A 13,514-nucleotide genomic window follows, 5' to 3' on the forward strand; every position below is an offset into this window, starting at 1 on the left:
CAGCGTGGTGAGCGAGAGACGAAACAGACCGGGGATTGAAAAACGGACGGAACCCTGGCCCGGTGCGTCGCTGCACTACACGTTGCCCCGCGGGGACTTCAACCAACGCCCATTGAACGGCGCGGACAGAAACAAACGCAATAGTTTTCTTGCAAGACCGGCCAAGAATCTCATCCGAAAAATATCAGATTCTTGTAAGTTATGCAGAGATTTATGCGCGTACCGAGCTAAAGACAGCACGATCGCTGCGCAATGATTGCGCATCCGTATCCTCGCCGAGTGCGTTCAAGTTCTTGTCAGCATACGTTTTTTCCGGCTTCGACCCTTATTTTCAACATACGCCGGGCCGGCAAAAATACCCCCACGGCAGCAGGGGGAATCCCGATTGACCGGCTACCCGGAAGTGTGTGGAATGGCGCCCACGAAGCGCTGGCCAAGCCAGCATCCGAGCAAGGCGCGCTTCACCGACGCTGGCCATCGAAGCCGGCCGGGTCGGAATTCAAAAAATATGGAGAAGACTCTTGACCGTGCTGTCCCAAGCCAAGGCCGTCCTGGCCGCCGCCATCGCAGGCGTCTGCTTTAGTTCCGCCGTCCAGGCCGCCGACGCCTACCCCAACCGGCCCATCCGCCTGATCGTTCCGTTCGCGGCCGGTGGCACCACCGACATCGTCGCGCGCGTGGTGGCCGAAGGCCTGGGCCGCGAGCTCGGCCAGGCCGTGGTGGTGGAAAACCGCGGCGGTGGCGGCGGCTCGATCGGCGCCGACGCCCTGGTGCGCTCCGCCCCTGATGGCTACACGCTGGGCGTGGCCACCGTCAGCACCATGGCCACCAACCCGGCCACCAACCCCAAGAACCCCTACAACCCGCTCAAGGACTTCGCGCCCATCACCAATATGGTGAACGTGCCCAACGTGCTGACGGTGAACCCGTCGGTGCCGGCCAAGTCGCTGGCCGAGTTCGTCACCCTGCTCAAGGCCAACCCGGGCAAATACAGCTACGCCTCGTCGGGCGCCGGCGGCATCGGCCACCTGGACGGCGAACTGTTCAAGTCGCTGACCAAGACCGACATGGTCCACGTCCCCTACCGCGGTTCGGGTCCGGCCCTGAACGACGTGATCGCCGGCCAGGTCAACGCGCAGTTCGACAACCTGCCCTCGTCCATGCCCCACATCCAGGCCGGCAAGCTGCGCGCCCTGGCCGTGGCCGCGCCCAGCCGCCTGCCCACCCTGCCCGACGTGCCCACGTTCAAGGAAGGCGGCCTGCCGGAAATGGACAACATGGCCTGGTACGGCCTCGTCGCGCCCGCCGGCACGCCCCAAGCCGTGATCGACCGCATCCACGACGCCACCGTCAAGGCGCTGAAGGACCCCAAGATCATCCAGCGCCTGGCCGATGGCGGTTCGCTGGTGGACGGCAACACGCCGGCCGAGTACGCGGCGCAGATCAAGCGTGAATTGGAGCTGCGCCAGCGCATTGCCAAGGAACGCAACATCCAGTCCACGAATTAGTACCCCCACGCCGCGCGCGCGTTGCGCGCTTGCTGCCCCCCGAGGGGGCTGTCCGGCCTTCGGGCGGCCGGGCGGCCGGACGGCTATTCTTGCGACGCGCCGTTGCAGGCTCCGATTCCGCACGGCTTCATTTGCTGGCCGGATGGGGCTGGCCGGCCTTCGGGCGGCCGGACGGCTATTCTTGCCTCGCTCCTCTGGGGCGGGGCAGGTCTTGCCCCCTCTGCTACCATTCGCCCCGTGCGAACCGAATTCTCTCTTCTCTCATCCGCTGCCTGCGCCCTCTGCGCCCTGCGCTCGACCTTGTTGAGCTCGCAGGAAGTCGCCGCGCGTTCCGCCTACGCGCGCTCCAAGCCCGGCTGATCGCCCGGCCTCTCCCCTCCCGCTCTCTCCGCCACCGGCCTGTCGCCGGCCCTGGGTACGCCTGACCGTTTGACGGCCCGCGCGCCGAGGCCGAACGCCATCCGGCATGACTGCCCTGCCGTACGGCCGGGCGTCTGGCCACGTTTCCGCTCCGCCTGCCGGCCTTGTCCGGCGGCGGCGTCACGCCTTGATCGCCGATTAGCGCCATGCAACTCACCAAGAAATTCGTCAAAGCCAAGAACCCCTGCGCCGGGGGCTACAAATGGTTCCTGAGGGACCACAACGGACAGGGGGACTATCAGGCCGTCCTGGATGCCCTGGTGGCCGACGGGCGCGTCGGCGACGCCTGCTGGCTGCTGGACCAGTTCGGCCCGACCGACGCCGTGCTCAAGCTGGACACGCTGGATGCCAACGCCATCGTCTTTGCCGGCACGCTGGAAGTGCGCATGGGCATCACCGTGGATAGCGTGGTGCGCGCCGGACGCAGCATCATCACCGGAGGCGGCATCCGCGCCGGGGAATCGATCGTGGCGGGCGAGAACATTGTGGCCGGCGGCAACCTCGCCAGCGCCGGCGATCTGCGCGCGGGGGGTGACGTGTCGGCCGAATGGGGCATCGAGGTCGCGACAGCGCTGGACTGCCGCGGCAACCTGCGCGCCAAGTGGGACATCTGCGCCGGGCAAGACCTGGCCGTGACCGGCCATCTGCGGGCCGGTCAGGACATCCAGGTTCAAGGCGCCATCAAATGCGGTCAGGGCATCAAGGCCGGCGGCAAGGTGCAGGCCGGCAAGGACATCGACGCCGCCAGCGGCATCCAGGCGGGCGCCACGATCCGCTGCGGCGGCCATCTGGCCACGGGCTGGGGCTTGATCGCGGGTGAGGATATCTGCGCGGAAGGATCGATCCGGGCCGGCGAAGGCGTGCGCGCCGAGGGCCGCATCGAAGCCGGGGCCGGCCATGGCGTGTATGCCGGACTGAACGTGCGGCTGGATGCGTGGCCGGTGTGCGCGCGCGTCGAGGCCCGCGAACGACCAGCCCAACTGGTCAGCGGCCACTGGGCCGGCCAGGAACAGGCGGCGCACGCGTAGCGCGCCCTCTCTCGAACTGCCATCCGGCCCTGCCGGGTCCGGCCTGAAGCAGCCACGCCAGGCAGGACCCGGCGCAACGTTGTCCAACGACATCGCGCCATACACTGCTTCAGCCCGTAGACCGGGAGGCCGCCGGCGTACGCAACACCAGCATCAACCCGAGCAGGATCGCCGCCATGCCGGCCAGGCTCAGCGCGGACAGGCGGTTGCCCAGCACCACGTAGTCCAGCGCCGCCGTACCGGCCGGCACCAGATAGAACAGGCTGGTGACGTTGACGAGGTTGCCCGCCTGGATCATGCGGTAGAACAGCAGCGTGGCGCCCACCGAAATCACCAGTCCCATCCACAGCAGGGGCACGATGAAGCCCACGTTCCACTCCACGCGGATAGGCTGGAACGGCACGAACAGCAGGCACAGCGCCAGGCTGACGGCGTACTGCAGCGGCATCACGTCCATGGGTGCCTGCCGCACGCGTTTCTGCAGGATCGCGCCCGCGGTCATGCTGCCCAACGCGGCAAACGCGAATACCATGCCGGCTACGGAAAAGCGCGCCATGCCGATGCTCTGGTAGACCACCATCACCAAGCCGCACAGGGCCAGGAACAAGCCCGCCAGCCGCGCGGGCGGATAGCGCCGTTCCATCAGCGCCAGGGTCAGGATGGGTTGCGCGCCCAGCAGCGTGGCCAGCACCCCGGGCGTGATGCCGTGGTCCAGCGCCAGCAGATAGCAGATGGAATAGCTGCCAATCAGCAGCAGGCCCGTCAGCGCCACGATGCCGCGCGTGCCCGGCGCCGGCAGCCAGCGCCCGCGCCGCAGCCAGACCAGCGCCAGCAGCACGGACAGAGCCAGGATGAAGCGCGTGAGCAGAAAGCCAAAGGCCGAGGCGTGTGCCAGGCCCCATTTGGCGAAGATCGCGCCGCCGCTCCACAGCAGCACGAACAAGGTGGTGGAGCCGTAGGCGGTCCACGCATTGCGATTGAAAGACATAGGAATTTCTACCTGTCGGGGTATGAACAGGCTCCCGCGGCCAGCCGGCGCCAAGGGGTGCGCGGAAAGGCCAAGCACGGACATGCGGCTGGCGGACGCGTAGGCGTCAGCGCATCAGCGCGGATGACTCGGGCAACAAGGCGGGAGCGGGAAGTTTGGGGCGGTCAGCCGACGACGGCCGTGACGGGCGGATAAGCGCCCGAAACACCGACGACGACGGCGTGCGGCGGCGCGACCGGTGGCGATGCCACGGGGCGCACGACCGGCCGGACGACCATCGGCGGCGACTGCGGCGGCGAGACGACCGCGCAAACGACAGGAGCAACAACAGGAGGCGATGCGGCATACGGACGCCCCGCGCGCGCGCCGGCACCCGCTGCATGGGCAGCGAAGGCGGAACCGGCGTAAGGCGTGAGGTCGGGCATGCGGATCGGAAGAGGTTCGGAAATGAGCCTGTGTAGGCTACCGGCGACGCCGTCCGCCGTCAAGCCGAACCGGCGTGGTCCGCGGGCGTATCGACAAACGGAAAGGCACGCGTGACGTCGACATGCCGGTACGGCAGCTGGCGCAGGTCGGCCACGCCGTAGTCGGGCGTATCGACGATCAGGATCTCGCGCGCCAAGGGTTCGTAGAACGCGCGGAAGTGGGTTTTGGAGCGCAGCACGATGATGTCGAAATCCTCGGGCCGCAGGCCGAACTGCGTGAAGGCATCGCCGTCCACCGCGAAGGCGAAATGGCTGACGACGCTGACCGAGATGCCGTTCACGTCCAGCAAGGCGCTAAGACCCAGGTCCACGGGCATGCCGCGCATGTAGGCGCCCGATACCCGGTACTGCTTGGGTCCGGCCCAGACAACGCGCGCCTCGACCTCGAGCTTGGGCCCGGCCTTGTCGGAACTGTGCGCACCCAGCCGCAGCCGGATGCGTTGGCCCGCGCCCGCCGCGGCCGCCCGGCGGGCCGCCGCGGCGTCCCAGATGAACGGCACCGCCGCGCGCGTCACCCCACGCTGCAGCAACGCCTCCAGCAGGTAGGTCGAATCATTCATCCTGTCGGCATGTTCCAGCAGCACATAGGGCCGCCCCGCCGCGGGCTCCTGCGCCAGCCGCCCCAGCACATGGTCCACCGCGGCGCCGATCTCGTGCACCGGCAACGGCCGGTACAGGGCATGGCGCTGCGCCCGGATCTGGCCGGCCAGCGCGTCGGCCGCGGCCTGCGCGCCAGCATGGTCCCCATCGCGCACGCACAGCACCGAAAAACCCGTGTTGTGCGCATCGGCGTACGAGAAACCCGCCATGACGGACGTATCGCTGTAGCCCTCGCAGGCCGCGTCCAGGCGATGCCCCGCGTCAATGATGCCAGCCAGCGGCTGCAAGGCGGTGGCGCTGAAGATGCTGGGCACCAGCACATCGGGCTTGGCGATGGCCCAGACCGGCGCAATCTCGCCGCGCAGCGTGCGCATCAGGCAGTCGGCCGCCCGCGCGCCGGTTGCGCCGGTATCGGTGTGCGGCGATTGGCGGTAGGAGAACGCCGCCGTGACGTGCTCCAGCGTGTCCGCGTCCAGGTTGCCGTGGTAGTCGAACGCCACCATCAGCGGCTTATCCGGCCCCAGGGCCTGGCGCGCCAGGCGCAGGAAATGGCGTTCGGGATCCGGGTATGACGGCGCCCAGCAGCCGCCGTGCAGAAACAGCAACACGCCGTCCAGCGTGCCGGCATGCTGGCGTATGCCTTGGGCGATCTCTTCGGCATAGCAGGCCACCGCCTCGTCGGAGGCCGGCCCCACCGCGCCCAGCGCGGTATGCACCAGCGGCACCATGTCGACGCCCTGTGCCTCGCAGACCTGGATGAAACCGCCGGCGACGGTGTTGGTGCCGCGCAGCTCGGTCAGGATGCGCTCGCCGCGCAGCGCAACCGCGTCGAAATCGGCGCGGGTAGCCTCGATCGGCAGGAAGCTGACCGATTCGATATGGAACCCCGCGATGGCGACGCGCCAGGGCTTGTTCATTGTCCGTGTCCTTTGCGGCCGTGTGTGGAAACGAACGAATCTCTATTTATTTATAAGAAACGTTTGTTTCATAGCACCTTAACAAAGGGACTCACCCGGCGCAATCCCGGGTTTGCACGGCTGGAAATCAGTATCGGGAGCCCACGGGCAGGTAGGCGCCGGATTCGACCAGGTCGCGTTCGTTGCGCTGCAGGCGCGCCGCCACGTCGTCGCCGCCTTCGGCGACCAGCAGCCCCAGCAGCGCTTCGGTCACGCCCATCGCGGCAGTCACCGACGGAAAGAACGAGGCGCCCGCCACGGAATACAGCACGGCCACCTGTGCGGCGCGGGCCAATGGCGAGGCGTCGCTGTCGGTCAGCGCGATCAGCGGCGCGCCGGCCGCCTGGGCCGCCTGCGCCACCACCAGGCTTTCGCTGGAGTACGGCGCGAAACTGATGGCCACCACTACGTCCTTGGGTTCAATGGCGCGTAATTGCATCTGCAGATTGCCGCCGAGCCCGTCGACCAGTTGCACGCTGTTGCGGAACAGCCGGTAGCCGTAGACCAGCGAATAGGCGATGGGAAAGCTGGCGCGAAAACCCGCCACGTGCACCTGGCGCGCCTGCTTGAGCAGCTTGGCGGCAGCCTTGAGCGCCGGCAGGCATTGCTCGGCGGTGGCAGCCAGGGCCGTTTGCTGCGCCAGGAACAGATCGTCCAGCAGATCCGGCCGGCGGCTGCGCCGCGCCAGGCTGCGGGCGCGTTCGCCGTAGCCCTTGCCGTTCAGCCCCAGGTCGTCGGCGAACGCCGATTTCAAGTCGGGCCAGCCACCGTAGCCCAATTGCTGCGCCAACCGCACCAGCGTGGCCGGCGGCACGCCGGCGCGTTCGGCCAGCGTGCGCATCGAGGCGATGACGACTTCGTTCGGATGGTCGATGACAAAGCGTGCCGCCACTTGCAGCCGCGGGCTCAGGGCATCGAAACCGTCAATGATCTGCTGTCGGGCTTTCACGGAATCTCCGGGGTTGCGCTGCCGGTATGCATCGATTCGCCGATGCGGCGTTGCTCCACGCCCAGGTCGCGCCATGCGTCGCCGTGGCAGGTGAACATCAGGACCTGATGGCGCGTTGCCGCGTCGAATAGCGCGCGCTTCATCAGGTCGCGGCGGCCATCGTCGGTATGTACCAATGCGTCGTCCAGCACCAGCAGGGTCGGCCGTCCGGCTTCGCGCAGCAGGTCGGCGTAGGCAAAGCGCGCCAGGATGCCGAGCTGTTCGCGCGTGCCGAAGCTGAGCGCATCCAGCGGGTCTTCCGCGCCTGCGCGCTGCAAGGCCGCGGGCAGCAGCGCGTCATCGAGCCGCAGCGCGGAATCCGGGAACAGCAGCCCCAGGTAATGGCTCAGGCGGCGCGCCAGCGGCGCTTGCAAGCGTTGGGTGGCGGCGTCGCGCTTGCCGGCCAGCAGCGTGGACAGCAGGTCAAGTGCTTGCGCGCGGCGCTGGAATTCGTCGCGGCGGCGTTGCAGGCGCTCGCAGGCCGCCTGCGCCTCGGACAACCGTTCACCCAGGCCTTGTGCGCCGGCCTGTTCCAGCTTGCCTAGCAGTTGCTGGATATCGCTATGGCGCTTGTGCTGGGCGTCGCGTTCGATCGCCGCGGACTTTTCAAACCGCACCGCATCCTGTTCCAGCAGCTCGGGACGCAGTGCGGCCAGCGCGGCCTGGGCCGCTTGCAGGCGCTGTTCGAGCAGGTCATGGCCGCTGCGCGCCTCGGCCAGCCGGGCGGCGCGGGCCTGCCGCTGCGCCGCGCGCTCGGGCGATTGCAGGTCCGCGCCGCGCGCGGCTGCCTGCGTTTCCAGCAATTGGGCACGGGCGCTGTCCGCATCCAGTGCGCGCTGGGCCGCGCTGCTTTCGGCGTCGCGCAGCGCCTGGCGGGCGGCAGGCAGTCCATCGTCTGTATCGGTGGCGGGCGGCAAGGCCGCCAGCCGCTCGCGCAAGGCGCTGCGGCGCGCCAGCGCTTCGTCGCGCTGGCCGCGCAGCACATCGATGCCCTTGGGGGCATGAATGGCCAGGGTCTTGCGCATGGCGTCCAGCTCGCGCTGCAAGGCAGCGGCGCGGGCGTGGCGTTCTTCGGCATCAGCGGCATTGGCCACTCCCAGGCGCGACAGCAGCGCGGCGCTGGCGGCGCGCGCCTCGCTCAGCTCGCGCATCAGCGCCGGCAGGTCCTTGCCGCCCGGTTCGATACGCAGGCGGCCCATGCCGGGCAAATCGAGCTCGGCGGCGGCGGTCAGCAGCACTTCACCGTTGCCGCTCAGCGCAGCGCCGTCCAGCCGCGCCTCGCGGCCGTGTTCGAACGCATAGGACACACGCGTAGCGATGGCCTGCTGCTGCAATTGCAGGTCACCCAAGGCGCGCTCGCTCTTGCGCAGCGCCTGGATGTCGGCGTCGGCAATCTCGATGCGCACGGCCTCGGCCTTCAGGGCCGAGCCTTGTTCGATGAGGTGGGCGGCCTCTTTCAGCGCCCCGTCCAGGCGTTCGACGTCGCGGTCCAGCTGATGCAGCTGGTGTTCCAGGTCGCGCCGGTCGGCCACGGCCTGGACCGCCGCGACGCGCTGGCGGGCCTGTTCGGCAGCGGCGGCATGCGTGTCCCGCTGCTTGCGGGCGCGGGCCAAGGGTTCCTGCGCCGCTTGCACGCGGGCGCGCGCGGCGGCGGCCTCATCCGTCAGGGCTCGCAGGTCGGCCTCGTCCTGCTGGTCGCGGCGCACCTGCTCTTGCAGCACCGCCAGTGTCTGCGCGGCCTGGCGCTGTTCGCGTTGCAGTCCTTCGAACGCCTCGCGCTCTTTGGCGACCGCGGCCAGGCGGGCCCGGGCGTCGGCCGCGCGCGCCTCGAAGTCTTTCCACGGCTGGCTCGCCTCGGCACGCGCATGCTCGAAACGCAGGCTGGCCAGCCGGTCGACGTCGGCGTCCAGCTGGGCTTTGGCCGCAGCGCAGGCGTCGCGTTCGGCCAGCGCGCTGGCCAAGGCGTCTTCGGCGTCCTTGTAGATGCCCTTGGGGCGCCCGTTACGCGCATCCAGCAGCGCGGCGCGTTCGGCGCTCACGCGTTCGTAGAGCCGGTCGCCATCCCCCGATGCCAGCTCGCCCGACAGTTGCGTCAAGGCGTCGCGCACATGGCCGCCGGCATGGCCCGCGGCCGCTTGCAGGTTCTGGCCGTCACCCTGCTGGATCCACAGCAAACCGGGCACGCCGGCCAAGTCGGGCTTGCTTTGCCCGCGCGTGGCCAGCTCGAACCCCAGCAATGCAGCCAGCGCGTTCTCGGCTTCTTCGCCTTCCAGGCGCTGGGCGCCGTTATCGATCAGCAATTCACAGCGGGCGCGCGACAGGAACTGCTTTTTCAGCAGGTAGTCGTGGCCGGCATGGGTGAACGCCAGCTCAACGCCAGGACGCGCGCCGGACTCGCCGCGAGGCGCCAGGTCGGACACGGTGCGGGTGCTGTAGCGTTCCAGGAATGCGGCACGGATGGCGGCCGCCACCGTGCTCTTGCCGGCCTCGTTGGGGCCGACGAACAGATTCAGGCCGTCTTGCAGGTTGTCCAGCACCAAAGGCTGGCGGAACTTGCGGAATTCTTCCAGGGCGATGCGCGACAGCTTCATTGCGCGCCCCCTTGGGCGGCGTCGCGCCCCGCCCCATCGCGCTGGAACCGCAACAGTAGCCGCAGCGCCTCGCTGGCCACGGCCGCCTGCTCGGGATCGGCCTGCAACGCCTGCAATTGCGCCGCCACTTCGCCCACATAGCCGCTGGTACCCAACTGAGCCAGATCGGCCTCGTCGGGTTCGAGCAATAGCCCGGAAAAGTCGGCCAATACCGCCCTTGCCTGCGCCGCGGCCTGGTCCACCGCCCGTTGCAGGGCCTCCCAGGTAGGCACGTTGGCGTGGCCTTGCACCTCGAGACGCAGCACGTCTTCGGCTCGCAGCACGGCCAGGCGTTGCGCCAGGGCCTGGGCGTCGGTCGGCAGGCTCAGCGTTTCGGTCCAGGCGGACCAGCGGTACTTGCCGGTCGCCACGCGTTCCACCACTGGCACCGCCCCCGGCGCGGCGATGCGCACGTCCAGTGTGTAGCCGGGCTCGTTGCCGCGGAAACGGTCTTGCTCGGGCGTGCCGGCATACCAGGTGCGCTCGTCGATGGACAGACAGCCATGCCAGTCGCCCAGCGCCAGGTAGTCGAGCCGCGCTCGGACGGCGCGGTCGGGCGCGATGGGGTTGGTAGCATCGATGGTGTCGGGCAACCGGCCCGCAACGCTGCCATGCGCCAGGCCGATGCGCAGGCGGCCGGGCTCGGTATCCAGGGCGTCAAAGGCCTGCGTCACGTCGTCATAGGTATGGCGCTGGGTCAGCGGCGCGGCCAGCACGGCCAGGTTCTGCGCCGCCAGGTCCACCACGCCGGTGCGCAGCGGCACATGCACGTTGGCTGGAATGCAGTCCAGTTGCGCCGCGCGGCTCCAGACGCTGTCGGCCAGCGCGGCGTCGTGGTTGCCGGCGATCATGACCCAAGGCCCGCCGTAGGCCGCCAGCGCGGCGAACAGGCGGCGGATCGTGCGGTCGGACACGCCCTGCGTATCGAACACGTCGCCGGCCACCAGCACCGCGTCCACCTGGCGCTCGGCGGCCAGCGCCGCGATGCGCGCCACGACGTCGAAACGGGCCTCGGCCAGCAAGGCGGCGTCGTCGGTTTCAAACTGGCCGTATTGACGGCCGATCTGCCAATCGGCGGTGTGCAGGAAATGAGTCATGCCCGGATTGTAGAGGCCGCCGGGGCGCGAAAGAACAATGGCCCGGCCGGCATCTTGCGCCGGGCGGGCCATCGAGGCGCCGGCTGATGGCCGGCGCCCGGGGAAGACGATGCGCGCGTGCGGTTCAGGCGCCCTTGCTGTCCAGCACCAGCGGCCGGTGGGCGGCCTTGTGGCGGTCGTAGCGCGACAGGTCCAGGCCGTCGGTGCGGATCTGCGGACGCTGGCCCATGACCTGGTCGGCCACCAGCTTGCCCGAGCCGCAAGCCATGGTCCAACCCAGGGTGCCGTGGCCAGTGTTCAGGAACAGGTTGCCGTAGCGCGTAGGGCCGACGACCGGCGTGCTGTCCGGCGTCATGGGGCGCAGGCCGGTCCAGAATTCGGCGCGGGCCACGTCGCCGCTGTCGGGGAACAGGTCGTTCACGACCAGTTCCAGCGTCTTGCGGCGCGCGTCTTTCAGGCGCAGGTCGAAGCCCGACAATTCGGCCATGCCGCCCACGCGGATGCGGTCGTCGAAACGCGTGACGGCGATCTTGTAGGTTTCGTCCAGGATGGTGGACACCGGCGCGGCGGCCTCGTCCTTCATGGGGATGGTCAGCGAGTACCCCTTGACCGGGTACACCGGCAGGTCCAGGCCCAGCGGCTCCAGGAAGCCACGGGTGTAGCTGCCGAAGGCAGCCACATAGCGGTCGGCGGTAAGCACCTGGCCGCCGACGCGCACGCCAGTGATCTGGCCGCCGGCCGTGTTCAGGCCGGCCACCTGCTGGTTGTAGCGGAAGTCCACCCCCAGCGCCGCGGCCATCTCGGCCAGGCGGGTGGTGAACAGGCGGCAGTCGCCGGTTTCGTCGTTGGGCAGGCGCAGGCCGCCAGCCAGCTTGTGCAGCGAGCGGGCCAGCGCGGGTTCGGCGCCGACCAGGCGGTTGCGGTCCAGCAATTCGTAGGGCACGCCGACTTCCTCGAGCACGGCGATGTCGCGGCGCGCGGCTTCCATCTGGGCGTCGGTGCGGAACAGCTGCAGCGTGCCGCGGGTACGCTCTTCGTAGTGGATGCCGGTGTCGATGCGCAATTCGCGCAGGCAGTCGCGGCTGTATTCAGCCAGGCGCAGCATGCGTTCCTTGTTGACGGCGTAGCGCTCGGCCGAACAGTTGGCCAGCATCGCCGCCATCCATTTCAGCTGGTACAGGCTGCCGTCCAGGCGGATCGCCAGCGGTGCATGCTTCTTGAACAGCCACTTGATCGCCTTGAGCGGAATGCCGGGCGCGGCCCAGGGTGTGGAATACCCCGGCGACACCTGGCCGGCGTTGGCGTAGCTGGTTTCCTGGGCGGCGCCGGGCTGGCGGTCCAGCACCGTGACTTTGGCGCCCTGGCGGGCCAGATAATAGGCGGTCGTGGTGCCGATGACGCCGCTGCCGAGGACGATCACATGCATGATTCTTTCCGAAGTTTGGTTTTGGTCAGGAATTTCGGTAGTCTATGAGCCTCATCACAGTGAAAAACACTGATTATTTTTCTTTGGCAGTGCTTTTTCTCGGACACCCCTTCTTTTTTGCCCGGCAAAAGTGAAATGCGCGACCTGGACCGTATCGACCTGAAAATCCTCGACATCCTGCAGCGCGAGGGCCGCATTTCCGTCACTGAATTGGCCGAGCGGGTCAGCCTGTCGGCCACCCCCTGCTCGGACCGGGTCAAGCGCATGGAGCGCGAGGGCGTCATCACCGGTTACCATGCGCGCGTCAATCCGGCCGCGCTGGGCAAGAACCTGCTGGTGTTCCTGGAAATCAAGCTGTCGGCCAAGTCGGGCGATGTGTTCGACAAGGTGAAAAAAGAATTGCTGTATGTGCCCGAGGTCATGGAATGCCACCTGGTGTCGGGCGACTTCGACTACCTGGTCAAGGCTCGCCTGACCGAAATGAACGAATACCGGCGTCTGCTTGGTGAAATCCTCAAGCGACTGCCCGCCTCGGCGGAATCGCGCAGTTATGTGGTGATGGAGGAAATCAAGGAGACCCTGTACCTGCCCGTCGACCGGTAACGCTTCCCGCGCCTTGTTACCAGACCGGATGCCGCCGGCTGCTATGCTGGCGGCCGTTCCGGACCGCGCCCCGCGCCTGCCGACCCTGATTTTCTTGGCTTTTCGACTATGACCCGTCTTTACAAATACTTCTTCCGCGGCCTGATCACCGTCCTGCCGCTGGCGCTGACGATCTACCTGCTCTATATCTTCCTGGCCTGGACGGAAGCCGTGGCGCTGACCTTCCTGCGCCCGTTCATCGGCGGCTTCTACTTCCCCGGGCTGGGCCTGTTGCTGGGCATCCTGGGCATCCTGGCCATCGGCTACCTGGTGTCCAAAGAGCGCGTGCAGCGCGTGCTGCTGCTGGTGGAAATGCCCTTCACCAACCTGCCCGTGGTCAAGAGCATCTATTCGTCGCTCAAGAGCTTTGCCGATTACTTCTCGCCCAGTTCCAAGAGCACGGCCCAGCAGGTCGTGGTGCTGCGCATCCCGGGCCAGCAGCTGGAACTGGTGGGCCTGGTCACCCGCCGCAACCTGGACGGCCTGCCCGAGGGCTTTACCCAGGGCGACCGCGTGGCGGTGTACCTGCCCATGGGCTATATGATCGGCGGCTACACCGTCTTCGTGCCGCAGGAATGGGTGCAACCGATCCAGATGTCGGTCGAGGAAGCCATGCGCTCGTCGCTGATTGCCTGGATGGCGCGCTCCGAGTCCGGCGCCGCGCGTCCGGTCACCGGTGACATGCCCGTAGGCGACCTGCCCGCCGGCGCGCCGGGTGTTCCCCCTGGCCCCCCCCCCACGGGCAC

At 68.2% G+C, this 13,514-nt stretch carries 10 protein-coding genes; 4 read left to right on the forward strand and 6 right to left on the reverse strand.

Annotated features, from left to right (window positions below):
* The first annotated feature begins 521 nt into the window (after nt 1-521).
* The gene (locus A9974_RS01575; protein WP_183002437.1) at nt 522-1,508 is read left to right on the forward strand and encodes a tripartite tricarboxylate transporter substrate binding protein; all 987 of its coding nucleotides are present in this window, start codon (nt 522-524) and stop codon (nt 1,506-1,508) included.
* Between the two features lie 566 nt (nt 1,509-2,074).
* Complete coding sequence (locus A9974_RS01580) at nt 2,075-2,956, forward strand: hypothetical protein (protein ID WP_183002438.1); 882 nt, start codon at nt 2,075-2,077, stop codon at nt 2,954-2,956.
* Nucleotides 2,957-3,065: 109 nt separating this feature from the next.
* Here A9974_RS01580 and A9974_RS01585 read toward each other — a convergent pair whose 3' ends face one another.
* The 6 genes from A9974_RS01585 to A9974_RS01610 form a co-directional block, all read right to left on the reverse strand.
* Nucleotides 3,066-3,944, reverse strand: coding sequence for a DMT family transporter (locus A9974_RS01585; RefSeq protein WP_183002439.1), 879 nt, complete (start codon nt 3,942-3,944; stop codon nt 3,066-3,068).
* Between the two features lie 484 nt (nt 3,945-4,428).
* Nucleotides 4,429-5,946 (reverse strand): M81 family metallopeptidase, encoded by a 1,518-nt coding sequence (locus A9974_RS01590; protein ID WP_183002440.1) that lies wholly within the window; start codon nt 5,944-5,946, stop codon nt 4,429-4,431.
* Between the two features lie 127 nt (nt 5,947-6,073).
* A complete protein-coding gene (locus A9974_RS01595) occupies nt 6,074-6,934 on the reverse strand; it encodes a MurR/RpiR family transcriptional regulator (RefSeq protein ID WP_183002441.1) in 861 nt (286 codons plus the stop codon).
* On the reverse strand, nt 6,931-9,564 hold the full coding sequence (locus A9974_RS01600; RefSeq protein ID WP_183002442.1) for an AAA family ATPase: 2,634 nt from the start codon (nt 9,562-9,564) through the stop codon (nt 6,931-6,933). The genes A9974_RS01595 and A9974_RS01600 overlap by 4 nt, the downstream gene beginning before the upstream one ends.
* Nucleotides 9,561-10,700, reverse strand: coding sequence for a DNA repair exonuclease (locus A9974_RS01605; RefSeq protein WP_183002443.1), 1,140 nt, complete (start codon nt 10,698-10,700; stop codon nt 9,561-9,563). The genes A9974_RS01600 and A9974_RS01605 overlap by 4 nt, the downstream gene beginning before the upstream one ends.
* A 124-nt stretch (nt 10,701-10,824) precedes the next feature.
* The gene (locus A9974_RS01610; protein ID WP_183002444.1) at nt 10,825-12,126 is read right to left on the reverse strand and encodes a D-amino acid dehydrogenase; all 1,302 of its coding nucleotides are present in this window, start codon (nt 12,124-12,126) and stop codon (nt 10,825-10,827) included.
* 135 nt (nt 12,127-12,261) lie between these two features.
* On the opposite strand from A9974_RS01610, the gene A9974_RS01615 reads away from it, so the two are divergent.
* Complete coding sequence (locus A9974_RS01615; RefSeq protein ID WP_054422406.1) at nt 12,262-12,729, forward strand: winged helix-turn-helix transcriptional regulator; 468 nt, start codon at nt 12,262-12,264, stop codon at nt 12,727-12,729.
* A gap of 108 nt (nt 12,730-12,837) precedes the next feature.
* The coding region (locus A9974_RS01620) for a DUF502 domain-containing protein (protein ID WP_255467967.1) at nt 12,838-13,514 on the forward strand (677 nt) is incomplete at its 3' end.

It is taken from the genome of Achromobacter sp. UMC71, from assembly GCF_014170305.1.
Taxonomy (GTDB): domain Bacteria; phylum Pseudomonadota; class Gammaproteobacteria; order Burkholderiales; family Burkholderiaceae_B; genus Achromobacter.